At 71.3% G+C, this 21,800-nt stretch carries 26 protein-coding genes; 1 reads left to right on the top strand and 25 read right to left on the bottom strand.

From position 1 onward, the window contains the following. Nucleotides 1-125 precede the first annotated feature (125 nt). The 18 genes from ACFWA7_RS34825 to ACFWA7_RS34740 all read right to left on the bottom strand — a co-directional run bounded on the left by ACFWA7_RS34825 (nt 126) and on the right by ACFWA7_RS34740 (nt 16,389). Nucleotides 126-1,019: a peptidoglycan-binding protein gene (locus tag ACFWA7_RS34825; protein WP_385827074.1), complete on the bottom strand. Its 894-nt coding sequence runs from the start codon at nt 1,017-1,019 to the stop codon at nt 126-128. A gap of 72 nt (nt 1,020-1,091) precedes the next feature. After that, on the bottom strand, nt 1,092-2,981 hold the full coding sequence (locus ACFWA7_RS34820) for a hypothetical protein (protein ID WP_385827072.1): 1,890 nt from the start codon (nt 2,979-2,981) through the stop codon (nt 1,092-1,094). Nucleotides 2,982-3,017: 36 nt separating this feature from the next. Next, nucleotides 3,018-3,872 carry a hypothetical protein gene (locus ACFWA7_RS34815; protein ID WP_385827070.1) on the bottom strand — a complete coding sequence of 285 codons (855 nt, stop codon included), beginning with the start codon at nt 3,870-3,872 and terminating at the stop codon, nt 3,018-3,020. Then, nucleotides 3,872-4,927 carry a hypothetical protein gene (locus ACFWA7_RS34810; RefSeq protein WP_385827068.1) on the bottom strand — a complete coding sequence of 352 codons (1,056 nt, stop codon included), beginning with the start codon at nt 4,925-4,927 and terminating at the stop codon, nt 3,872-3,874. Before ACFWA7_RS34810 ends, ACFWA7_RS34815 begins: the two co-directional genes overlap by 1 nt. Before the next feature lie 63 nt (nt 4,928-4,990). Then, complete coding sequence (locus ACFWA7_RS34805; RefSeq protein WP_385827066.1) at nt 4,991-5,974, bottom strand: hypothetical protein; 984 nt, start codon at nt 5,972-5,974, stop codon at nt 4,991-4,993. 13 nt (nt 5,975-5,987) lie between these two features. Continuing rightward, a complete protein-coding gene (locus tag ACFWA7_RS34800; protein ID WP_385827064.1) occupies nt 5,988-6,896 on the bottom strand; it encodes a phage distal tail protein in 909 nt (302 codons plus the stop codon). Nucleotides 6,897-6,899: 3 nt separating this feature from the next. Next, on the bottom strand, nt 6,900-9,314 hold the full coding sequence (locus tag ACFWA7_RS34795; protein WP_385827078.1) for a phage tail tape measure protein: 2,415 nt from the start codon (nt 9,312-9,314) through the stop codon (nt 6,900-6,902). 233 nt (nt 9,315-9,547) lie between these two features. Continuing rightward, a complete protein-coding gene (locus ACFWA7_RS34790) occupies nt 9,548-10,036 on the bottom strand; it encodes a hypothetical protein (protein WP_385827062.1) in 489 nt (162 codons plus the stop codon). Continuing rightward, nucleotides 10,036-10,557 (bottom strand): phage tail tube protein, encoded by a 522-nt coding sequence (locus ACFWA7_RS34785; RefSeq protein WP_385827060.1) that lies wholly within the window; start codon nt 10,555-10,557, stop codon nt 10,036-10,038. Before ACFWA7_RS34785 ends, ACFWA7_RS34790 begins: the two co-directional genes overlap by 1 nt. A 12-nt stretch (nt 10,558-10,569) precedes the next feature. Beyond that, nucleotides 10,570-11,001: a minor capsid protein gene (locus tag ACFWA7_RS34780; protein ID WP_385827058.1), complete on the bottom strand. Its 432-nt coding sequence runs from the start codon at nt 10,999-11,001 to the stop codon at nt 10,570-10,572. After that, a complete protein-coding gene (locus ACFWA7_RS34775) occupies nt 10,998-11,345 on the bottom strand; it encodes a hypothetical protein (RefSeq protein WP_385827056.1) in 348 nt (115 codons plus the stop codon). Before ACFWA7_RS34775 ends, ACFWA7_RS34780 begins: the two co-directional genes overlap by 4 nt. Further along, nucleotides 11,342-11,662: a hypothetical protein gene (locus ACFWA7_RS34770; protein WP_385827054.1), complete on the bottom strand. Its 321-nt coding sequence runs from the start codon at nt 11,660-11,662 to the stop codon at nt 11,342-11,344. The genes ACFWA7_RS34775 and ACFWA7_RS34770 overlap by 4 nt, the downstream gene beginning before the upstream one ends. Further along, the gene (locus tag ACFWA7_RS34765) at nt 11,656-12,054 is read right to left on the bottom strand and encodes a hypothetical protein (protein ID WP_385827052.1); all 399 of its coding nucleotides are present in this window, start codon (nt 12,052-12,054) and stop codon (nt 11,656-11,658) included. The genes ACFWA7_RS34770 and ACFWA7_RS34765 overlap by 7 nt, the downstream gene beginning before the upstream one ends. 3 nt (nt 12,055-12,057) lie before the next feature. Continuing rightward, nucleotides 12,058-12,276 carry a hypothetical protein gene (locus ACFWA7_RS34760; RefSeq protein WP_363124497.1) on the bottom strand — a complete coding sequence of 73 codons (219 nt, stop codon included), beginning with the start codon at nt 12,274-12,276 and terminating at the stop codon, nt 12,058-12,060. Then, complete coding sequence (locus ACFWA7_RS34755; RefSeq protein ID WP_385827050.1) at nt 12,276-13,286, bottom strand: major capsid protein; 1,011 nt, start codon at nt 13,284-13,286, stop codon at nt 12,276-12,278. The genes ACFWA7_RS34760 and ACFWA7_RS34755 overlap by 1 nt, the downstream gene beginning before the upstream one ends. Before the next feature lie 20 nt (nt 13,287-13,306). Continuing rightward, nucleotides 13,307-13,894: a hypothetical protein gene (locus ACFWA7_RS34750; protein WP_385827048.1), complete on the bottom strand. Its 588-nt coding sequence runs from the start codon at nt 13,892-13,894 to the stop codon at nt 13,307-13,309. Nucleotides 13,895-13,968: 74 nt separating this feature from the next. Further along, nucleotides 13,969-14,124: an Rmf/CrpP family protein gene (locus tag ACFWA7_RS34745; RefSeq protein WP_385827046.1), complete on the bottom strand. Its 156-nt coding sequence runs from the start codon at nt 14,122-14,124 to the stop codon at nt 13,969-13,971. A 12-nt stretch (nt 14,125-14,136) separates the two neighbouring features. Continuing rightward, nucleotides 14,137-16,389 (bottom strand): phage minor capsid protein, encoded by a 2,253-nt coding sequence (locus ACFWA7_RS34740; protein WP_385827044.1) that lies wholly within the window; start codon nt 16,387-16,389, stop codon nt 14,137-14,139. Between the two features lie 75 nt (nt 16,390-16,464). On the opposite strand from ACFWA7_RS34740, the gene ACFWA7_RS34735 reads away from it, so the two are divergent. Beyond that, complete coding sequence (locus ACFWA7_RS34735) at nt 16,465-16,677, top strand: cold-shock protein (protein ID WP_385827076.1); 213 nt, start codon at nt 16,465-16,467, stop codon at nt 16,675-16,677. Here ACFWA7_RS34735 and ACFWA7_RS34730 read toward each other — a convergent pair. The 7 genes from ACFWA7_RS34730 to ACFWA7_RS34700 all read right to left on the bottom strand — a co-directional run bounded on the left by ACFWA7_RS34730 (nt 16,674) and on the right by ACFWA7_RS34700 (nt 21,746). Next, complete coding sequence (locus tag ACFWA7_RS34730; protein ID WP_385827042.1) at nt 16,674-18,149, bottom strand: phage capsid protein; 1,476 nt, start codon at nt 18,147-18,149, stop codon at nt 16,674-16,676. The two genes, ACFWA7_RS34735 and ACFWA7_RS34730, sit on opposite strands and share 4 nt — an antisense overlap. Then, the gene (locus ACFWA7_RS34725) at nt 18,136-18,567 is read right to left on the bottom strand and encodes an HNH endonuclease signature motif containing protein (protein ID WP_385827040.1); all 432 of its coding nucleotides are present in this window, start codon (nt 18,565-18,567) and stop codon (nt 18,136-18,138) included. Before ACFWA7_RS34725 ends, ACFWA7_RS34730 begins: the two co-directional genes overlap by 14 nt. 64 nt (nt 18,568-18,631) lie before the next feature. Beyond that, nucleotides 18,632-19,864, bottom strand: coding sequence for a PBSX family phage terminase large subunit (locus ACFWA7_RS34720; RefSeq protein ID WP_385827038.1), 1,233 nt, complete (start codon nt 19,862-19,864; stop codon nt 18,632-18,634). Further along, nucleotides 19,861-20,304 (bottom strand): helix-turn-helix domain-containing protein, encoded by a 444-nt coding sequence (locus ACFWA7_RS34715; protein WP_385827036.1) that lies wholly within the window; start codon nt 20,302-20,304, stop codon nt 19,861-19,863. Before ACFWA7_RS34715 ends, ACFWA7_RS34720 begins: the two co-directional genes overlap by 4 nt. A 151-nt stretch (nt 20,305-20,455) precedes the next feature. Beyond that, a complete protein-coding gene (locus ACFWA7_RS34710; protein WP_385827034.1) occupies nt 20,456-21,232 on the bottom strand; it encodes a hypothetical protein in 777 nt (258 codons plus the stop codon). After that, nucleotides 21,229-21,564, bottom strand: a complete 336-nt coding sequence (locus ACFWA7_RS34705; protein WP_385827032.1) for a hypothetical protein — start codon at nt 21,562-21,564, stop codon at nt 21,229-21,231. The genes ACFWA7_RS34710 and ACFWA7_RS34705 overlap by 4 nt, the downstream gene beginning before the upstream one ends. Beyond that, nucleotides 21,561-21,746, bottom strand: coding sequence for a hypothetical protein (locus tag ACFWA7_RS34700; protein ID WP_385827030.1), 186 nt, complete (start codon nt 21,744-21,746; stop codon nt 21,561-21,563). Before ACFWA7_RS34700 ends, ACFWA7_RS34705 begins: the two co-directional genes overlap by 4 nt. Nucleotides 21,747-21,800: the final 54 nt, after the last annotated feature.

The following is a 21,800-nucleotide window of genomic DNA, read 5'->3' as shown; positions in this document are numbered from 1 at the left end:
GCCCCCTGGTTCTCCGCGGGGGGGCGTGGGGCGCGCCGGTTCGCCTATTTTGGGGGCTATACATTTTTTTGTGGGGGGGGGGGGGGGCCCCCCCCCGGGGGGGGGGGGGGGCCCCGGGCCGGTGGTCAGACCTTGGGGACCTTGAGCGCGGCCCACGAGGACGGGCCGGGCCATCCGTCGGCGTCGTCGCCGCTGTAGCCGAGGTGGCGCTGCCATGCGGCGTAGGACTGGCGGTCGGACTCGGTCCACTGGGGGCCCGGTCCCTGCGAGTAGCGGCTGCACCCGACTGCGACGAGGCGGCGCCCCATGGCGGTGATGAGCGGCGAGCGGGGGTTCTGCTTGAACCAGCCGACACCGGGGAACGGCGCGTACTGCGTGGCCGGGGGGTCGGTGGGCTTGGGCTGCTCGGGCGCGCGGCCGAGGCGGCGGTCGATCCGCCCGCGCATGTCGTCCATGGACCACCCGCGCGGGTCGCTCTTCCAATCCGACCACTCCTTGTGGCCGATGACCGATGCGGCCGACCACCCGTACGCGCGGCAGATCGCCGCCGAGGCCCGTTCGATCGCGTCGAGCTGCTCGGCCGGCCACGGGTCGCGGCCGTCGCCGAGGTTGACGCACTCGAACCCGTAGAAATGCGCGTTCCCGTCGATCGCGCCCGACGAACCCTCGTGCTTGGCCGTCGCGGGCAGGGACTGCTCGGCGACGACTGCGGCGAGCACCCGCCCGTCGCCCCCGCCGGCGTGGTTCGCGCGGCCCGAGCTGATCAGGTAGACCGTGCCGTCCTTGGCGATTACGCCGTGACACAGCGGGCCGGGCAGCTCGGCGTATCCGGAGTAGCAGAGCTGCACAGACGAGTCGGTGCCGCTCGAAACGGTGTGGTGGATCATCACGCCGTTGATCGGGCCGAACGGCCCGCGGTGGTTGCGGTTGTGGGTGCGCCACTCGTCGACCTCGACGACGCGCACGCCCTCGGCGCGCAGGATCGCCACGAGCCGATCAGGGCTGAACGGGACTGCCATGGGTGGTCTCTCCAGACATGAAGAAAGCCCCGGCCAAAGGGAACGGGGCGGATGATTCGAGGGCCGGCTCGGTCAGGCGACGGCGGCCCAAAGGGCATTGGCGTCGTAGGTCAGGCCCGACGCGGGGGTGAAGGACGCGGGCAGGCTGGTCTGCCCGGTCGCGGTGAGGCGGGCCGCGCGGCGGAATGCGCCGGGCATGGCCGCGGCGCCCGCCGGGGAAGTGCCGAGGTTCGCGCCCCGGGCGAGTACGGGCCCGTTGTAGGGGCTCGCGGTCTGCCCGTTGGTGAGGACGGCGACCCAGTAGTTACCGGCGGGCGCCGAGTAGGGGGCGGTCAGCGGGCAGACCACGGTCGCGCCCTCGTTCGCGGTGAAGATCCCGGAGAGTGCGGCGGTGACGCCGACGCGGACCCCGGCGGCGGTGTAGAGGCCGGCGAAGCTGCTCGCGGTGAGGACTCCGCCCGCGTACCCGCACGAGTAGAAGACGACGTTGTTGACCGTGGTCGCCGTGCGCAGGTTGATCCCGCACAGGTAGACGTATCCGGCGAGCAGGTTCTGCCCGCTCCCGGTGAGCGCGGGGTCGAACGTCCACCCCGTGAACCCGAGGTCGGTCGGGAGCCATGATCCGCCCCCGAGCCCGTCGACGTAGCTGCGGCGGGTGAGGTGGGTGTCGGCGGTCGGTGCGGCCGAGGTCGCGGGCACGGTGCTGAACGTCTTGGCGCCGGCGACGGTCTGCGTGCCGGTGAGCAGGACCGCGGTACCGGTGGCCTGCGCGCCGACATCGGCCGCGACGAGCGATACGACGCCGGTCTTGCCGTTGACGGACGCGACCGCCCCGCCCCCGCCTACGGTGACGATCTGCCCGTCGCCCTGGCGGACCTTGGCGACACCTCCCTCGCTGTAGAGAACTGCGGCGCCCGCCGCGGCGGCGGTCGGTACGGTCGCGGCGTCCTTGACGACGATCACGCCGCTTCCCCCGCCCGTGTCGGCCGTCGCGTCGCCGATCCGCAGGTTCCTGTCGAGGTAGACGTTTCCGGTCTGTACCCGGACCGATCCGCTCGCGCGGATCTCCAGCAGGCTCGTTGCCTTGTCCTCGGCCTTGACGAGCAGGGGCAGCTCGGATGATCCGGCGGGCAGTGTCATCACTGCGGGACCCGTGGCGGGGACGGCGCCGACATCCGCGGTCGTCAGGGTCACGGCGGCGGCGCTCTTGCCGTTGACGGACTGGACGACGCCGCCGGGCCCGGCGACGCCGGTCGCTCCCGTGTCGCCCTTCGGCCCGCGCAGGTTCCCGATCGCGGTTCCCCATCCGGACCCGGTGCGCTGCCACAGGTCGCCCGTGTCGGTCCTGATGAGAATGTCGCCGGGCTTCGTACTGGTCGAGGGGGTCGTCGCGTTGTTGGTGTAGATCGCCGCGCCCCGGACGTCGGCGCCGAACTGCGCCCACACTCCGGCGGTCTTGGCCCATGTCGAGACGGTGGTCGAGGTGACGTTCAGGAAGACGGTCGTCTCGTACCTGATGTAGAGGTCACCGTCGGTACCGAGGCCGGCGGCCGGGGCAGCGGTGCCGCTGTAGATCCGCGACCCCGGGAGACCGGTCTGCCCACGCTCGCCCTGCGGGCCCGGCACGCCGACAAAATTCGGCTTACTCGGATCGGTCGGAGCGATGTCGGCGAGGTCGACCTCGGGCAGCGCACGGGGCAACAGCACGTTGTACGAGCGGCCCACGGGGATGCCCGAGAGCTGCTCGGTCACGATGTACGCCCACCCGCTCGGGTCCATGTCGGGCGAGTCGGTAGCGGGCAGGGTGACCTCGACCGAGCCCTGCGCGTCGAGGGCGACGGTCACGGGGCCGCCGAGGATCACGTCGGCCTGCGGAAAGGTCAGGGTCGCGGGTGCTCGGAAGACGAGAGCCCCCGACAGCGGCGTGCCGTCGGGGGCGAGGTAGCGACCGCGCACGGTCACCGTGGGTATGGACGGGGGAAGCAGGGCGCACCCTCCTTAGTCGTCGATGGTGTGGAGACCGGGCGGGGGCACGGGGGTACGAGCCGCGGACGGCCGGGCAGGACCAGCAGACAGAGGCGCGGCCGGGGGCGTGCGGACCGGTAGGCGCGGGGCCTCTTCGGGACTGAACGTGTGCCGGTTGATCGCGTAGAACAGACGCGTTTCGATGTCGCGCCCGCTCTGGTTGTTGCGGTGCTCGATGGTCCAGTCGACCCATTGCAGATACTCGACCCCGTGCATCGGCTGCTGAATCTCGCGGTCGGTCCAGACGCCGGCCGGACAGTCGTACTCGGCGACGGTGACGGGGTCCATGCCGTCGGGCTGCATGGTCACCTTGACCCGGCCTCCACCCGCGTTGGCGTAGGTGCTGAGGCTCATGTGCGCTACCGCGTGTGTGGCGGGGCCGGTGCCCCACCATGCGGGCTCCCAGCTCGTAGAAGACGTGTTCTGACGTTCGGTGGGGTGGAGTTGCAGGGGCAGCAGGGGGCGGCCGAGGAAACGGTCGGACCACGCGTCATCCATCACGAGCACTTTGTCGGGGGCCCCGAGGTCGCGCGACCAAAGCCGCAGCATCTGATCGTCTTCGAGGATGTCGTCGCCGACGGTAAGGGCCCGTGATCCATCGGCCCGGCGGAGGAAAACGCCCCAGTCGCCTTGCGGTGTCTGGCCGATCTTGAAAGTGACGACACCTTGGGGGGTCTGCGCTATGAGCTGTCCGCCCTCGCCGATCACGATGTCGCCGTGCAGGATCTCGTCGAGGGCGGGCCGCATGTTGGCGCGGCCGGTTAGCTCACGCACACGCCGTTCGAGCTCGCGCACACGGTCGAGCAGGTCAAGGGGAATCGCAGCCACTAGGCAGCCTCCAGAAGAAGTTTTGCGGTCTCGGGCCGACCGCGCAGGGGTGGACTGACCGAGAGACCTACGACGCGGTACCGCTGATCAAGGCCCTCGGCCCACCACAGATCCCGGATGCGCACGCGGACGATCGCGCCGAGCAGCGCGGGCGAGAGCGGGATGCGGTCGAGCGCGACGGTCAGTTCAGGAATCGGCCGCGGAGTGAGGGCGGCGGCGAGGTCGGCGCGGGCGTGCGCGGCGAGCGTCGCGGGTTCGGTAACGGTGCTGTAGTCGCTGGTTCCGTCGAGGCGCGGCCATCCGGCGGCGAGCTGTTCGTCGTCGACGAGCAGCTCGGTAAGCGTGGGCAGCGACTCGGCGGTCTGGTTCCGGTTGGTCGAGGCGCCCCTGCTCTGCCAGACGTTGGCGCGCACAGTCGCGTCGATGGGCCATCCGTAGGACAGGACCGGCCCGGGATGGTCGAGGACGATTTCGCTCTCGCCGGTACGGATCACGGGCGCCCCGAGCTGCAACTGCTTGATCCGCCGACCGCTGTTCGCGTCGCGGTAGCTCGCGATTCTCCATTCGAATCCGCGCTCGACGCTGGCGAGTTGGTCGATGACTTCGCGTATGCGGGCCTGGTCGTAGCGGCGGTATACCCGGTCGCGCAGGACTCCCGAGAGCTGCTCGGCGTCGTACTCGATACCGATGTCGCCGCCGGCCATGCTCGCGCTGTAGTCGATCAGGCCACGGACGATGTCGAACTGATCAACTGCTGTGGCCTGCTGTGTGTCGAAGATCGCCCGGTGGTCGAGGTAGGACGCCCACCCTCCGGCCTGAATGCGCAGGCCGAGCGAGCCGCGGCCATCGCTCGCGAGGTCTGCGGTCCAGGGGATGCCGCCCCACCACACGTCAGGGCCACGCTCGATCCACATTGCCGTACGGCCGAGTTCGAGGGCCGCGCGAGCGCGTGCGGCGATCTGCCGGTTTGGAAGGGGCACGGTTGCCGTGGCGGTGCCGATCTTGCCGATGTAGTCGGCGAGCGATACGTCGCTCACGGGCAGGATGTCGAGCACCTGGTCGGTGCGCAGGTCGCACAGGATGACCCGGTATGCGGGGGCGGTCAGACGATCACCCCCTTACGCGTCGAGGGGGTACGTTACTCCGGAGAGTGCGGCCCACGTGGTCAGTCCGGCGGCGGAGATGAGCCGTAGCTGCCCGTTGGTCCACGCGTCGAGCTTGATCGCGGCGCCGCCCGCGGCGATCGGTACGGAGGTGAGGGCGGTCGGCCGGCAGTTCGCGGGAAGGACGGTTGCGAGCATGTTTCCGGTGTTCGGCGGCGAGCCCGAGGTCGCCCAGGACACGCCGCCTCTCAGCTGTAGGTGGGGGACGCCGGCGACGAAGATCCGTCGGTACTTGACGTCGCCCTGGGCGTTGCCGTTGTTAGTGAATCCCGAGGCGAGGGTGAGCGGTGTCCACCCGACGGTGGGTTCGAGGGGCTGCCACGATCCGCCGTCCCACCGGTCAAGGCCCGTCCCGTTGTCGCGGTACTGACCCGCGTACGCGCCGGAGAATCCGAGGCCCCACCCTCGGGGGATGATCCCGCCGTACGCCGAGGTGTAGCGGCGCCGGTCGGCGAGAGCGGAAGCCCACGTGATCCCGCCCGTTCCGGCGGATGTGCCGGCCGGAACGGTGATCTCCCACAGCCGCAGGGCGCCGGTGGGCAGGGATGGAGGAACAGGGGTTGCGGTGGCTGCACCTTGCACGATCTCGGCGCGGGCGAGGGTCTGTCCGGTGCTGTCGTACGCGGTGTCGTAGACGCGCAACACAACGGCGTCGATCCGCCCGTACTGCGCGTGTCCGTCGGCGACGGTGAGGGTCTCGGGCGCCGTGACGGCGACCGGGTAGGCCCCTTGGGCATCAGCACCTTGCACGAGGGCGCGGCCGACGGCGAGCTGCACCTGCATGGCGGCGGCGCCGGTCGCGGCGAGGGCGGTTCCGCCAGCGATCACGCCGTCGCGGGAAGTCATCGCGGCCTCGGGCGCCATGGTGCCGAGCGGCACGAGGCGGGTGTCCTCGCGCGTCTGTCCCGTGGGGAGTAGCCATCCGGCACGGACAGTCAAGGTGGGTACCTCCTTACCAGTGGGCGGAGCGCCATCGGATCGAGCACGAGGCGCGGGGGTCGGCGCTGCCGGGCGCTGCCCGGAACAGGAGCGAGGTCGTGCCCGGGTCGAGGGTGAAAAGGCTCTCGGGGGTGCTGCGGGCGGTCACGGTGTAGAGCCGCGACGCGGTCCGGTTCAGGGTCACCGTGCCCTCGCGGGTATCGATCACGAGCTCGTCGTCGAGCGCGAGGTCGATGTCGTATTCGATCGCCTCGCCCGTGGCCAAGTTGGTTACGGACGGGAGGGAGAGGGGACCCCGGATCGCGATCAACGGGTGCGCGGGGGCGTCGCCCTCGTTGACGGCGAGGAGCGACCCCGTGCTGCCCGGGGCGCCGAAGGTGATCGGGTAGAGCAGCCGTTCCGGGCCAGGGGTCACCTGCCAGTCGAGGCCGGGCTCGGCGCTCGGTAGCCGCGCCTCGACCTGCTGCTCGACGAGGCTGTACCGGCGCGGGTCGGTGGCCTCGAACTGGAGCGCCGCCCCCTGCACGACGCCGATCGCGTACCCGCCTACAGCGACGGGGATCGAGCGGCGGATGCAGCGGGCGAAGCTCAGCAGGGGCGGCTCGTCGTCGAGTTGCACGACGAGCGGCTGCTCGCTGTCCCGCAGGGCGGTCGCCGCGCGCAGCGCGCGCACGGTGGCTCCCATACGGCGCGGCTCGGTACGGATCACCATGTCGTCGACGGTGATCGTCCGAGGCTGTGCGAGCAGTCGGCCAAGGTAGGCCCCGTGGGCGTCGGACCGTGCGACGGTGCCCGAGTCGACGCCGGGCGAGTCCTCCCACCCGGTGAGGTTCTTCCACCGGTAGGGGGTGCCGGGGCCGAGCAGCAGCTCGTCGCCGAACTGCACATGCCCGGTCCCAGTGACGCGGTCACCCGCGGCCATCCGTCACCCCCTGCCCTTGGCGTGCCAAGCCAGCGCCGCCGCGGTCTGATCCGCGGTCGCCGCGCCGGCGTGCCAGTTCTCGATATGGACAGCCGGACCACCCGCGCCCCAACCCCCGCCCGCACCCGCTGAGTTGGCGGGCGCGCCTGCCGTGGCGAACTGCGGCGCGGGAACCGTGACGAGTCGGCGCATGGTGCGGTCGATCGCGGGGGCACCGGATTTGATGCCCTCGACAATTCCCGCGGGAATGAACTTTCCGATCTTGTCGCGCATGAGGCGACTCGGAGAGTGGATTCCGAGCGCTTTAGCGATGGGTCCCGGGATCAGGTTTTTGGCCCAAGACATGAGCGTTGAACGCAGCCAACTGCCCATAGCCCGGATGCCGTTCCACAGACCCGTGACCAGATCGCGGCCGCTGTCGTATAGCATCGATCCGAAATTGCCGAAGTATCCGGCGATCATTCCGGGCAGTCCGCGCAGCCAATCCAGCATTTCGCTGGCTTTGCGTACGGTTCCCGACTTGATGGAATCCCAGTGTTTGATGATCAGCCCGACGAGCGTCCAGTTCAGGAAGAAGTCGAGGATGCGGCCCGGTACGCCGCGCACCCATTCTACGGTTGCATTCCAGGTGGAGACTGTTCCGCTCTTGATAGCGTCCCAGTGCTTGATGATCAGGCCGACGAGCGTCCAGTTAAGGAAGAAATCGAGGATCGCCTGACCAACCCATTTGAGCTTTCCCCACACCCAGTCCCACGCGGCTGACGTCGCCGAAACGATCGTGTCCCAGTTAGCGACGACCAGGGCGACGATGCCGACCACGGCGGCGATGATGAGCCCTACCGGGCCCATCGCGAGAAGCCAGGCAGCGGCCATCCGGGCGCCCTGGATCAGGCTTTGCGTGCCCATGAGCACCCACGCGCCGACTACCCGCAGCGCCGCAGCAGCAGCGCCCGCACCCTGCGAGAGCCAACCGGCGAGCATCATCACGTTGAGCGCGACGAACCGCGCCGCCGCTACTGCACCGGCCGCGGTCTGTGTGGCCCAACCGGTGACAACGGCGGTGGTCGTGGTCCATGCAGTGATGCCGAGCGCGACAAGCGTCGGGATCATCAGGACCGTGATCACGCCGGCGGCGATCGAGAGCGCCGTCGAGTGCTCGGAGATCCAGCCAACAGACGCGCGCAGCGCGCCGCCGAGGCCACCCTCGCCGATGAAATCAGCGGCCTTTTCGAGGGCGGGTACAACGTGATTTCCGAGGACGGTAACGACTTTGTCGATTGCCGCCCGCTTGAATACCTCGAATTTTGTCGCGGCGTTGTCGCGCATCGCGTCGCCCGCCGCGTCCGTCGCGCCCTTGACATTGCCGAGAGCAGCAACAGCGGTTTTCGGGTCGAGCTTGAAAAGCGCGGATTGCAGATCCTCGGCCTTGGTTCCGAAAAGGGCGACCGCGGTTGCATTCCGTTCGGCAGGGTCCTTGATTGCCTTAATTCGGGTAAGGACTTCCCCGAGGGCTTTCGATGCTTCCGGTCCACCCTTGGTGAACGTCTTCGCCATCGTGTCCGCGTTCAACCCGATGGCCTGGAAAGCCTCCACGCTTCCCTTGCTCATGTCCTTCGAGCGGATCGCGAATTCCTTTAGGGCGTCGCCGACAGTGTCGGCGTCGCGGGCGCCCCCTTGCAAACCCTGCTGCATGAGGCCCATCGCGGTCTGAGCGTCGAGCCCCAAATCCTTGAACTGAATCGGGTACTCAGAGAAAGTGTCGAGCAAATCCTCGGCGGCATTGGTGCCCGACTGGCTGCCCTTTACAAGGACGTCCATTGCCTCTTCGGCGTTCTTCGCGATGCCGGATTTCAGCATCACGCCGACCGCGCGGGACACCTTGCCGACGTCCTCGCCCATGACCGAGGCCGTGTCCGAGACACGGGTCGCCATGTCCTTGATCTGGCCCTGCGTCGCCTCGGGCGGCAGCAACCCCTGTTGCGCGATGCCGCGCAGGATGTCGGCGCCGTCGGAGACCGACTCGACGATCGCCCCGGAGTACAGGGCGCCGGCGGCCTTGCCGTACTCCTTCGCGACGGGGCCCGAGCTGCCCATCTGCGCTTGAAGCTTGCCGGCGACCTTGCCGCGGTCCATGGCTTCGGCGATGCCGCCCATGAGCGCGCTGCCGATTGCCCCGCCTACCGCGGCGGCGGCGAAACCTTTCAGCGCGGCCCCCATACCGGAGGATGCGCGTTCGCCGCCGTCGGCCGCGCCCTCGGCGAGACCGTCGCCGAGGCGGTCGCCCGCCTCCTGTCCGGCCTGATCGGCCGCGGCGGCGATCTGGTCGCCGCCCGCCTGCACAGCCGCGCGGGCGCGCGCCATTCCGGCATCTGCGCCCGAGTCGTCGATCGTGATCGTTGCGGCCAGTTCGCCGACCATGAGGGCCACGGGTGGTCACCTCCTGGCGGTCGTGCCTCCCGTGGGGGAGGAGTCAGGCGGAGGGGTGAGCACCCGGGCGAGGCGGGACTCGGCCGAGAGAAGAGCGAGGATGCGCACGCGCAGCCATCGCCAGGACCGGGCTTGCAGCAGCCCGGGTGTGCTGAGGTCGATCCCGTAGACCTCGTGCAGATCGGCCTCGACGAGCGGCCATTCGGCGAGGATCGCCGCCCACGTCAGCGACGCTTGCGGGCCTTCTTGCCCGCGCCGCGGGCGGGCGCCGGGCGGGTACTCGTACCACTCGAAGAGCCCCGACTCGGCGTCGAACTCGCCGCACCCGACTGGCTGCGGCGCGCCTGCCGGTTCGGGGCCAGACGAGAAGGGTCGCCGGCCGCGGTCCAGTACCGCTCTGCGGCGGTCTTGTCCTGCGCGATCCACACCATGGCTGTGATCGCGGCGTGCTTGAGCGTCGGCCACTTCACGCCGTCGGCGATCATCTCGTCGTGAGCGGGCCCGAGTACGTCGCGGTACAGGTCGCGCTCGGCGGCGTCGCCGAGCACCTGCTCGTCGGCGCGCCCGCCGTCCGCGGCGACCGCGGCTGCATGGATGAGCGCTTGCGTCCGCAGGCCGATCTCGGCCGACGGCGCGGGCACGGTGTAGAAGCGGCCGGCGACGGGCAGCTCGATCGACTCGTCGAGCAGTTCGCCGAGTTCCTCGAACGCCACTAGCTGTCACCCCCCTTGACGGCGAAGGTGCCCCCGCCGGCTGCGGGGTTGACGATCTCGACGAGCGGACCGGACCCGGTCAGCGTCACCTTGATCGTGTCGACCTCGTCGGGGCCCCCGCCGTCCGGCTCCCACGTCACCAGGGCGGAACCTTCCTGCGCGTCCGGGGCGCCGTTGCGGTCGTAGTAGCGGACGCGGACGTAAGACTTGGCGCCGAACGAGCGGCTCGCCTTCCGCAGGGCTTCCTGCGCGGCGTTGAAAATCCCGGTCGTCGGGTGGGCGCGGTGCGCGATCGTGGTCTCGATCGACCACGCAAGCATGGTCACCGCCTGCTCGGCCCACCCGTCGGCGTCGTAGGTGGTGACCTCCTGCTGTGTCGGTTCCACCTTGGGGGTGAACTCCGTGACCCCCGGAACGAGGGTCCAAATCGGGGTGCCGGCCGTCGTGCCCATGTCCAGCTCAAGCCTGTACCTGCGGGCGAGCGCGGTTACGGTCTCGGCCGGGGGCGTCGGGGTACTCAAAGGGGGCGCCTCCTATTCGAGGTGGGGGTGCGCGCGATGGGCGCGGGCGTAGTAATTGGCGGAGCGCTCCCAGCGGCCGACCGAGTCGGCGCCGATCGGGGCGGCCGAGACGCGAAAGATGAGCTGCACGGGGACGGCGCCGAAGCGGTGCGGTCCGGACGCGTGCAGCACCTCGTGCACCTGGTCGTCGAGGGCGTCGACCTCGCGGGGATCGGCCCCCGCGCGGGTGCGCGCCTGAATCCCCGTGGTCGTGTCGGTGAGCACGGGGGAGTCGGTGACCGGGTAGGCGGCGAGGCAGATCACGCGGTCGGGGACCGGGGGAAGAGCGGCGATGGTGATCGCGGTCTCGCCCGCGGCGTACACGCCGTCGGGGCGATAGATGCCGACGCCGGCGGAGTGCAGCAGGCGGGCGAGACCGTCGAGGAGATCGACGGTGTAGGTCATCGCAGTTCGCGCCGGACCTGCGCGGCGATCAGGGCCTGCACCTCGCCGGCGACCTCGGGCAGCACGCTCTCGACGTACTTGGCGGAGCGGCCGGGGGAGTGCCGGGCGGTCATGTCCTCGTGGACGCGCACGGCGTACGGGGTGTCGTAGGAGACGGCGGCGGTCATCGTCTGCTCGTCGACGCTGACGGCGCCGGAGCGTTCGAGGGTCCCCTCGGCGATCGGCACGCGCTGCCGGGTCGCTTGCAGGGTGAGTTCGCCTGCGAGGTTCAGTCCTCGCAGGAGACCCGAACGGATCGCGGTGGTAGCGGCGTCGCCGTGCCATCGCAGGCGGGCGCGGCTCATTCGCACATCACCTCCGAGCAGGCCGGGACCGGTAGGCCGGGGGCGGTGTGCCCGGTGGAGACGAGCGCGGTCGTGATTCGTCCGCCGGGCAGGGTGACCCGCGATCCGGGCGGGCAGTCCAGACCGGGCGCGGCGATGATCTGCGCGGTACTCGTGACGGCGCGGCCGTCGGCCGCACGGACCATGCGCACGGTGGGACTGACGAGCGCGGGATGCACGACGAGCGGCGCGTATGCCGGGCCGTATGCGCCGTCGCCGAGGTAGGGCTCGACGCCGATCCGGTGGCGGAGGAGAGAGGGCGGGACGCGGGTCACCATGCCATCACCCGCCCCGGTTCGAGGCCGGCTCGGCGCAGCGCGCGGGCGGCCCGGGGCGCGAGCTCTACGCCGGACGCTCCGGCGGTCGAGGCAGCGCGACCGGACAGGGACACCGGTCCGATCGAGACCGAGTCCCATCTGCCCGCCGCGCCCGTGCCGTCATCGCCGGACCCGAGCCAGTACTCGATCTGCGCGCAGACCGCCGCGGCGAGGGCGTCGGCGATCGGCTGGTCGAGGGGGTCGCCGTCATCGTCGACCGCGTAGATCGCGGTGAGCAGCGCCGAGTCGATGTCCTCGCCGGCGCGGGCGATCAGCCGCTCGGCTTCGGGCGGGGCCGGGTTGCCGAGCCAGACGGCGAGCTGTTCGGGGGTGGTATACGGCTGTCGTGCCACCGCTCACCCCCTCTTGTTGCGGGCAGCGGAACGGCCCGCCGGCTTGTCGTCCGGCGGGCCGTCGGGTTCGTCGTCGAGGGGCTCGACGGTGTAGCCGTGGCGGCGTAGGTAGAGCAGCACTCCCTCGCCCGGGTCGGTCGCGGTGGCGCGGCCGTCGGTGAGGGTGACGTCGCCGATCTGCTCGTCGCCGTCGTGCGGGGCGGTGATCGCGTACCGGGCCATCACTGGACCTTGATGTTCCGCAGTACCGCCGCGGCCTTGGTGGCCTTGAGTACGACGGCCACGGGGCCGAGCTCGACCTCGCCGGTCTTGACGGCGCCCGCCGTGGTGAAGTCCGGGAGCCACTGCCGCACGAGCTGACCCCCGACGGTCGAGACGCCGTGGAATCCGTCGGTGCCGAGACGGACGGCGTACAGGTCCGAGAGACCGGTGATGTTGCCACCCGATCCGGCGCCGTCGACATCCCGGGTCTCGACCGGGACCACGGGCGCGACGCTGCCCGCCTTCTCGCCGAGGTCCACCAACGCGATGCCGTTGTAGGTCTCGACGTTCTGGCCGAAGCTGTTCGGCGATCGGTCGTAGTAGCCGGCCCGGCGGGCGAGCGACCGCACCCGGGCGATGGTCTTCTTGTTCCCGAAGAGCGCCGACGGGGTGCCGTCGAGCAGGGACAGGAACTCGTCGAGGACGTCGAGCGCGTCGTTCGCCTTGCCCGCGTCCGAGCCGATGGCCGAACCAGTCCAGTCGAGGGACGCGCCCGCGCCCATCTCGGTCGTGCTGCCGGCGAGCGCCTTGTCGAGACCGTCGAAACCGGCCTCGGCGCCCGGGGTCGTGATCCGCTTCCCGTTGATGACCTGATCGGCGAAGAACGCGCGGGCGCTCTTGATTGCCTGGTTCATCTGGAACTCGGTCTCGTTGGTCGCCGCGGCGCCGAGGTTGGCGAGGACCCGGTCGACCTCGAACGCGTCGCCGAGCGGCGACAGGTCGACGGTGTAGCGCTGCCGCTTGGCCTGCCCCTTGGGGTACTCGGTGTTCAGCGGTCGGAACTGCGCCGGGCGCTCGGTGATCAGACGGGTGTACCCGTACGTGAGGGTCGCGCCCCCGCCGGCGGGGGACACGACGTCGTCGAACATGAGGTTGTCGAGCAGCCAAGACGACTTGCGGAACTCGTCGATGACCATCGTGTCGACGTCGTCCTGCGTGTTGAGCTTGGCGTCGGAAAGGGTGATTGCCATGGGTGGGGGTCTCCAGTGGTTCAGCCGCCGAGGCGGGCGGCGATGGCGTCGCGCAGGGTCGCGGGCTTGCGCTCACCGGTTGGGGCACCGTTGAACTCGGCGCCCGCGCGGGGCGGGGCGGCGGGGCCTGCGCGGTACAGGTCGGGGTCGGCGTCGACCGCCGTCTTGATCGCGGCGCCGAGCTGCTCCTCGAACCCCTTGTCGGCGGGGTCGAGGCCGGAGACGGCGGCGAGGAAACTGCGGCTGTTGAGCAGGCGGTCGCCCCGGGCGCCCGCGTCGGCGGCGGCGCGGGCGACGGCGAGCTCGACTCGGGCGCCGCGCAGCTCGGTCGAGTGCTCGGCGAGCAGCCGGTCGCGCTCGGCGACGGCGGCGGCCAGGGCGGCCGGGTCGTTCTCGGCGCCGGGATCGTTGGGGTTGAGCGCCTTGGTCACGGCGTCGAGGGCGGCGCGCAGCTCGTCACGCTCGGCCGCGGCCTGCTCGGCGCGGGTGGTGGCCTCGGCGAGCTGCTGCGCGGCGGCGGGATCGGCGGCCGGCGCCCCGGTCGGGGCTGGGGTCTGCTCGCCCGCCGGAGCGGCCTCGGCGGCGGGATCGGCGGTGTTCTCGGACATGGTGGTGCGGCCCTCCGGGGCTGTGCGGGCATGAAAAAGGGCCACCGGATCGGCGGCCCTACAGATGGGAGGGGCTACGGCGCGGGCCGGACGGCGGCGTCGTAGCCACGGACCCAAGCGGCGGTGAGCCGGGGGTCGGTGAAGCGGGGGCAGCGTGTCACCGGATGTCCGGCGCGGGCGGCGGCGAGCCCGTCCGCGCGGGCGCGCACGGCGTCCTCACGGAAGGCCAAGCGATCACCCCCTCACTGCTTGTTGCGCTGGTTGTCGCGGGCGCTGCGGGCGGTGGCGCCCGCGCCGTTGCGGACGCCGGTCACCTGCTCGGTGAACTCGGCGAGCGTCACCCGGGGGACGTCCTCCCAAAAGCGGATCAGGTCCTCGGACGCTCGGGCGTAGGCCACGTGGGCGGGACCGGTGAACAGCGTTCGCGGGTCGACGCCGGCGGCCTCGGCGCGGCGGTTGAGCATGTGACCCCGGGTCGCGTCCTCGGCGGCGAGCCACTGCACGTAGATGTGCTCGTCGTACATGGACCGGATCTCGTCGCGGCTGTACGCCTCGCGGGACGCGCGGGCTTCGAGCTCGCGCTCGTAGACCCATCGCTCGGCGGCGGACATGTGCTCGGTGCCGTCCGGGCCGCGCTCGATGTCGGCCCCGTACGGCCCCCATTCATCGGGGTCGGCCGGGGGCGGGTCGTCGAGACGCATCGGGTGCATGGCGGCGTCGAGGGCATCGTGCGCCGTGATCGTGGCCGTGGCACTCGCCCCCGCCGGGGGCGGCGGTGGGACGGGCGGGTACCGGCGGTCGATCTCGGCGGCGATCCGTATCGAGTCCTCGGGGCTCGCGTAACGCGTGCCCCACACGAGCAGGTCGTCGCCGAGGGCGGACAGGTCGGCGGCGAGGCGCCCGCCGGGAAAGAGAGCGTCGAGCATCCGGCGGCGGTGGACCTCGGCGCCGATCGCCGGCCGGTCCTCGGGGACATGGCGGGCACGGGTGGCGAGGTCCCGCTCGGACATGCCGAGCAGGTCGGTCCGGATCGAGGGCATCGCGGCGTCGAGGTCGCGCCGGTCGGCCTCGGCCATCACCCGCAGCATCCCCTCGTCGTCGAGGTGCAGCGCCACCCGGGCGAGCTCGTCGTCGGAGAACTCGGCGAGGCTGTCGACCATGCGACCGCCAGGGCGTACCCGGTCGAGCAGGGCCTGCTCGTCGCGGCGGTCCGCCTCGGCGGCGATCCGGTCACGATCGCGTTCGTCCAGCACACCCGGACGCAGCGCGGCGCCGAGCTGCTCGTCGCGCATCTCGGGCAGCGTGCGGTCGTCGCCCGCCCGCACGCGCGCCGCCTGCACCGCGTCGTGCGGCGGGGTCGGCGCGGTGTTCGGCAGGTTGCCGGCGCCCGGGGCTTCCCGTTCGCGGCGGCGGATGAGCTCGGGGTGCGCGGCCAGGTGCTCGCGCATCCGGCCTTGGTACTGCCGCACGCGGGCCTCGGCCGCGCGCTTGGCCTCGGGGGTGACGGCGGTGGCGCTGCGGTTCTTCCACTTCCTGATGGCGCGCTCGATCGCCCGCTGCCTCTGTGAGGCGGCGTACCCCGAGGGGTCCTCGGAGTGCTCGACCGGCGCCCGCGTCACCCCGGCCAGATAGGCCGACGTGGAATGGCGACAGTTGGGATGTTGGAGACCCGCGCGACGGGCATCGTCGAGTGATCCGGCGATGTCCACGCGCACAGTGCGGCCGTCATCGGTGGCGTGCTCCACCTCGATCGTCCGAGCGCCGCCCGGCCCGTCGAGCGCGAGCACCCGCCCCTCGAAGGGGTCGCAGAGCTCGCAGTTGTGGGGCGCGTTGGAGACGATCACCAGCCGGATACCGGCGGCCCGCAAGCGGTCGCCGTGGGCCTCGACGGCGGCGCGGCCGACCGCCGTCCGCACGGCCATCTCGGCATAGCTCGTCATCTGCCACGACCGGCCGCGGCGGTCGACGAACGTCCGCAGACCGGAGTCGCTGAAACGCTCCATCGCGCGCTGCGTGGCCTGTCGGCGGGAGTCGATCCCGAGGAGCGGCGTCGCCGACACCTCACTGATGATCTGCCGGTAACCGTCCTCGACACCACGCAGAATCCCGCGATGCGTCTCGGTCACCAGATCGACGGTCTCGGCGGCGAGCCGGTCCACAGCCCGGGTACCCGGGGTGCGCTCGGCGATCCGCCGGGCGTCGGCGTCGGAAAGGGCGCCGAGCTCGGCGAGCCCGGCCCGCGCCCCGATGTCGTACGCCTCGGTTACCGCCGAGAACACCTCAAGCTGCGTGGCCGTACCGAGGGCGTCGACCACCCCCTGAGCCGCGCGCCGCAAAGGCTGAACGTCGGCGAGCTTCGCGACCGCCCAACCGGGAGCCTCGAACCCGTCGGCGAGCTGCCTCGCGACGAGCGAGAGCAGCCGCCGCTCGGCGTCCGCGTACAGGTCGCGGACGGCGGCCGAGAGATCCTCGGCCATCGCGGGATGGATGGGCACGGCCACCCCCTCAGGCATTCACCCATTCGAGTGAGTTTCTTGATCGCCTACGGGGGGACGTATGTTCGCATGACACTGACGCGCGGACGGGTGAAGTGGTTCAACACCACCAAGGGGTTCGGATTCATCAAGCCCGAGGACAGCGACGCCGACATCTTCGTTCACATCTCCGCCGTCTCGGCGGCGGGCCTGAACACCCTTAACGACGACCAAGAGGTCGAGTTCGAGATCGAAGAGAACCAGAAGAACGGCAAGGCGTCCGCCATCAATCTGCGAGTTCTCGACTAGTCGAGGGCGCCGGCCTGCATGGGGTCGGGCACGGCCTGCCCGGTCTCGGTGAGGATGCGGTCGGTCTCCTCCTTCACAGCGATGGAGTCCCAATCGGGGTGCAACATCTGGACCTTGGTCAGTGTGGACACGGCCTGTGCCTGCTGGAGCAGAGCCAACGTCTGCGCGAGCGAGGCCGAGTCCTCACTGACCACCGGGCCGAACGTGACCCCGGGGCGTTCCGGCACGATGCGCGGCGTGAACCATGCCCGGTCGAGGAGGAGCATCGCGTACAGGATGTCGCCGAGCTCGGGCGACCAGTACCTCGCCTTCTTCTTCCGGGTGGTCATGGACCGCCGGTCGCGCGCCCGGACCTCGGTCGCGGTCACGGCGGCCTGATCGTCGAGCCCGAACGTGCCGAGGCTGTAGCCGGCGGACTGCACAGCCTGCCGAGTGGTCGCCGCCGAGGTCCGCTCGTGCTCGTCGACCCGGATAGCGAACTGCGACAGGGTGATGCCCGTGCCGCTCTGCTCGGTCGGGGGGATGTTGAGCAGGGTCCAGATTTCCCGGTCGGAATCGAAGCTCGCGCCGCGGCCGGGGCCGTGGTCGCGCAGGTAGCCGTCGGGCACGAGCAGCCGTGCGCGGGCGAGCCTGATGTCGCGCACCCATGACGTCCATGTGGTGTCGAGGGCGTCGAACAGGTCGTACAACGGAGCGCCGTAGTCGCTCCTGCCGAAGGCGCTTCCCCTGTTGGTCCGGTCGGGGCGGATGTTGGGGACGTAGGCGGCGGTGAGCCGGTCGATCCCGGTCGCCAGGGCGTCGCCCTCGGGGCCGAGGGAGTCGGCCAGGTCGGCGACCTCGGGGTGCTCGGTGAGCGGGACCCGGGTGCCGAGGCTGTCGGGCGAACCCTCGTAGAGGGCGTGCTCGATCCATCCGGGGGAGTGCCGTTCGAGGTGGCGCCATACGGTCGCCGAGGTCGAGGTGAGCTCGTGCCAGAAGGTGACGGCGGTGAGGCGTCCCCACCGCATCTCGGGAACCGCGCTGTCCGGGTGCACGCTGGTGAGCAGCGGGCGGTCGGCAAGGCTGCGGTCCCACGTGATCCGGAGATAGACGCCGCCGAGCGCGGCGCACACCTCGGCCGCTTCGAGCAGCGCGTTCGCGATGCCGTCGGACGCGGCGAGCTCGTCGAGGCGGTCCTGTGTGACCGAGTCGGACACGGTGAGAACCGGCGGCTCGGCGAACAACAGGTCGGCCGAGCTGCCCGCGATGTCACCGGGCAGTGGAATGTGCAGGCGCTGATCGGGCGCCGCCTGCTGGTCGCGGTCGCGCCCCCACAGCCGGCGGCGCCCGTCCCCCCGGACCGCACTGGTCCGGTAGACGGCGGCGAGCCGCTCGTGCTGACCGCTGTACCAAGCGTCGTCGATCCGGATCTGCCGGTACTGGCGCGCGAGGGCGGGCGGCGGCCAGGGGGCGCCGTTCTCAGGCAGGGGCACGGCTCACCCCCCGACGTCGTCGTGTGCGGGCACGCCCTGCTGCGCAGCGGCGGCAGTGCCGGGTGCCGTTGGGGGCGGTGTACGTGTTCGCGTCGTCGAAAACGTGCCCACGGCCGCAGTGCGTCTGATGAGCGCGCCGCGCGGCGGGGGACACCCCGCGTCGGATGTTGATCCGGTGGGTGACCGGTTCGAGGTGGTCGGGGTTCACGCAATGCCGGCGCCGGCAAAGGTGGTCGATCACGAGCCCGTCGGGGATCGGCCCCCGGGTCAGCTCGTAGGCGACCCGATGGGCGTAGGCGGGGCGGCCGTCCACCTTCACTTGGCCATAGCCGTTGGGCTTGACGTGCGCGGTCCAGTCCCAGCAACCGAGAGGGCCCGGGGCGACTTTGGCGAGGAACCGGTCGGTCAGCGAACGCACGCGACCACCCCCTCGACACGTCAGGCCCGATGCGCGGCGAGGCGCCTCGGAGCGGGGGAGGGGATCAAGCTGGGGCGAGCAGCCCGCGCCATTCGTGCACGGTGCTGTGCACGGCGTACCGCAGAGCGTCGAGACTGTGGTCGGACGCCTTAACCGGGCGGTCCTCGCCACGCGCCGCCGCGGCGTCGTCCCATACGTACGAGGGGAACTCGGCGAGCAGCCCCTCGCACGAGCGATGGATGAGCAGGCGGCCGGAGTCGAGCAGGTTCGCCACGCTGCGGATGCCGTCCGAGACGTTGTTGTTGGCACGGGCGACCCCGGCGTAACCATCGGCCCAAAGCTGAGTGGAGAAGCTCGCGGCCGAGGGGTCGATGAACGTCCACTCGGGATGCACGTCCATCTCGTCGAGCCAGTCACGGACGGCGCGGCTGTACGCGGCGTCGGTCATCTGCCGGCGTGCGGCGCGCGAGTCGTGGCGCCACTCGCCCACCGCGTACAGGCGCCCGTCCTCGCCGAGCCCGAGCAGGACCATCGAGAACGGGTTGCTCGTCCCGTAGTCCACGCCCGACCAGTACCGGCGCATCGCGGGCAGGGTGTCGACGACGTGCCGCTGCTCGTCGTACGCGTCGTAGACGGCGCCCTCGGCGACGCACCACTCGCCGAGGATCATCCGGCGCCGCCAGAGCCCGGTGTACTCGGCGGCCAGGGCGGCGACGTACTCGGGGGAGAGTGCCGGATTGTCGGCGAGTTGGAAGTGCCAGGAACGAAGATCGAGTTCGTGCTGCCGGTCTAGGTACTGGGCTTTGAGCCAGTGCCGCGGCCCGTCCGGATTGGTGGTCCCGAGCAGGATCGCCCCGGGTACGGACAGGCGGGCGAGGAGCTGCACGAAGAACGGTTCGGGGAGCAGCGTGATCTCGTCGGCGTAGGCGACGGACGCGGTCAGACCGCGCAGCCTGCCCTCGGACCGGGCGTCGCTCGCGCCGATCAGGTGCACAACCCTGCCGAGGATCACGGCGGTTGTCGCGCCGCGGGTGTGGTGGACCTCGGCGGCGGTGTCGGTGAAGAGCAGCGGGTCTTGAAGCGGCTCGATCACGTTCCGCTCGATGGTGGCGAGGGACCGGCCCACGATCAGGATCAGGCCCGAGGCTGGAGCGCGCCGCACCGCGAGCAGGAAGCGCAGGAGCGACGCGATCGTCTTTCCGCTCCTGACTGATCCGTGCCACACGTTGATGCGGGCGACCGACTCGCGGAGTGAGGCGAGCTGCTTGTCGGAGAGGTGGCCGGTCGAGGGGATCACCCCCTGTCGGTGTCACCGCCCGACGGTCCGAGCAGGGCGTCGGCGAGGCGGTCGAGCATTCCGCCGGCGCTGCTGCCGCTGGTGTGGCGGGCGAGCTCGGCGACCTTGGCGTGTACCTCGGTGAGCGCCCGCGCGGCCGTGGCGTAGTCGCGTGCGTCCCGCGCGGATTCGGCCTCGACGACGCGCTCGACCTGAGCGAGAGCGCCGTCGAGCGCGTCGTCGGCGAGGCGCTCGCGCCGGGCGGCGAAGTCGGCGGTACGGGCCTGCGTGGCGGCGGCCACCCGGGCCCCGCCGCTGAACGCGAGGCCCTGCTCAGCGGCGATCTTCGAGACGGTGGCGGCGCTGCGCCCGGTCTCTCGGGCGATGGCGTTTCGGGATTTGCCCTCGGAGTGCAGGCGGCGAACCGCCTCGCGGTCGGCGTCCGTGATCGGGTCGGCCACGGGATCACCTCCCGGGGGCGGACGTGCGAACGCCCCGCCACCGGGGGGATGGTGGCGGGGCGTAAGAGCGGGGGATGTTTCCGGGCACGCCGGAGGCGCTCCCGACTCTAGGTCACGAATGCATAACGACGCAACCCCCATTTGCGGCCCTCTACGCTGCGGCGCCGATGTCCACCCCGAGTGCGGCGATCAGCTCGGGGAGGTCGTCCCACCCCCACACCCGCGCCCGCTCCCCACTGTCGAGGGGGACGGGTGCCGAGCATTCCCGCGCGCCCGAGCAGGTGACGCTCGGCGGCCCGTCGGGGGCGCTGTGCAGGGTGAGCTCGCCCTCGCACCACGGGCACGGTTCGGGCAGAGGAGTCTCGCGCCGGTCGAGGCCGAGGGCGCGCAGCACCCGGGCCTCGGCGATCCGCGCGGTACGCCGCGCCTCGTGCAGTAGGTAGAGCGGCAGCACCTCGTACGCCGGGGCGCTGATCGCCCCGTCGAGCTCGGGCTCGGGGGCGGTGTCCTCGTCGAGCACCCGGCCCTCGACCCACACGCACGCGAAGTGCAGCCCGTGCCGCCTGCTGCCCGCCGCGCGGTGGCTGTCGGGTGCGCCCGGGTCCGCGCTCAGCCACGCCCGGGGGTCGCCCTGCTCGGTGCGCTGAACGGCGGCGGCGAGCGTGTCGGCGAGATCGAAGATCAGGCGCTCGACCGCCTGCCCGGCGTCGAGCGCGCCGAGGTTCAGCGGGGCGGGGTGCTCGCGCAGCACGAGCGGTGCCCGGTCCTCGACGAGCAGCTCGTCGTCGTCGCGCATGGTGTGCGCGAGCTGCCGCGGCGGCCAGTGATCCGCCGGCGGTGTCTCGATCGCGAGCAGCAGGTCGGCCCACCGGCCCCGGATCACCCGCAGGGCGCGCACGGTCTCGCCCACAGCCTGTGCATAACTCACTGGTCCCCCTTGGTGGTGCGCAGCGCCTCGGCCTCGGCGGCGTACTGGTCGCGCTCGGCCTCGATCTCCCGCATGGCCTGCTCGGCGGCGTCGATGCGGTGGCGCAGCTTGAGCGCCGCCGTCTGCTGCCCGCCGGCGGACTGCCGGAAGCGCTCGCACTCGGCAATCTCGGCCTCGGCCAGGTCGCGGAGTTGGGCCGCGTCCCCCGTGGTGAGAGCGCCTCGGTCGGCGCGGGCGAGCAGCAGCCGCAGCGCCGCGCGCCGCTGCTCGCGCACGCCCTCTCGGGCGGCGGTCCGGCCCCGCCGGGACCGGGTACGGGTGGTGTCGTTCATCGGGTCTCTCCGTTCTCGGCTCGGCGGGTCGTCGAGCAGGCGGTGCAGGTGGTCGAGCAGGTGGTGCGGCCGAGGCGGCGCAGCTCGCGGTCGAGGCGGTCGTCGATCCGGACCATGTAGGCCAGGGACGCGCCGAGCGCGAGGGCGAGCACGACGGCGAGGGCGAGCAGGGCCGAGCTCATGGGGTGTTCCCCTCGTTCGGTCGGGCACGGCCGAGCAGCCGGTCGAGGGAGCGC

The sequence above is a fragment of the Streptomyces sp. NPDC059994 genome, from assembly GCF_042737755.1.
GTDB lineage: Bacteria > Actinomycetota > Actinomycetes > Streptomycetales > Streptomycetaceae > Streptomyces.
Note: the sequence above shows the minus strand (reverse complement) of the source record. Positions and strands in the feature narration are given on the sequence as shown.

What these genes read in the sequence shown, in the direction of transcription:
- ACFWA7_RS34825 (WP_385827074.1), bottom strand. Translation starts at nt 1,019, where the DNA reads ATGGCAGTCCCGTTCAGCCCTGATCGGCTCGTGGCGATCCTGCGCGCC.
- ACFWA7_RS34800 (WP_385827064.1), bottom strand. Translation starts at nt 6,896, where the DNA reads ATGGCCGCGGGTGACCGCGTCACTGGGACCGGGCATGTGCAGTTCGGC.
- ACFWA7_RS34795 (WP_385827078.1), bottom strand. Translation starts at nt 9,314, where the DNA reads ATGGTCGGCGAACTGGCCGCAACGATCACGATCGACGACTCGGGCGCA.
- ACFWA7_RS34780 (WP_385827058.1), bottom strand. Translation starts at nt 11,001, where the DNA reads ATGACCTACACCGTCGATCTCCTCGACGGTCTCGCCCGCCTGCTGCAC.
- ACFWA7_RS34775 (WP_385827056.1), bottom strand. Translation starts at nt 11,345, where the DNA reads ATGAGCCGCGCCCGCCTGCGATGGCACGGCGACGCCGCTACCACCGCG.
- ACFWA7_RS34770 (WP_385827054.1), bottom strand. Translation starts at nt 11,662, where the DNA reads ATGGTGACCCGCGTCCCGCCCTCTCTCCTCCGCCACCGGATCGGCGTC.
- ACFWA7_RS34760 (WP_363124497.1), bottom strand. Translation starts at nt 12,276, where the DNA reads ATGGCCCGGTACGCGATCACCGCCCCGCACGACGGCGACGAGCAGATC.
- ACFWA7_RS34755 (WP_385827050.1), bottom strand. Translation starts at nt 13,286, where the DNA reads ATGGCAATCACCCTTTCCGACGCCAAGCTCAACACGCAGGACGACGTC.
- ACFWA7_RS34750 (WP_385827048.1), bottom strand. Translation starts at nt 13,894, where the DNA reads ATGTCCGAGAACACCGCCGATCCCGCCGCCGAGGCCGCTCCGGCGGGC.
- ACFWA7_RS34705 (WP_385827032.1), bottom strand. Translation starts at nt 21,564, where the DNA reads ATGAACGACACCACCCGTACCCGGTCCCGGCGGGGCCGGACCGCCGCC.
- ACFWA7_RS34700 (WP_385827030.1), bottom strand. Translation starts at nt 21,746, where the DNA reads ATGAGCTCGGCCCTGCTCGCCCTCGCCGTCGTGCTCGCCCTCGCGCTC.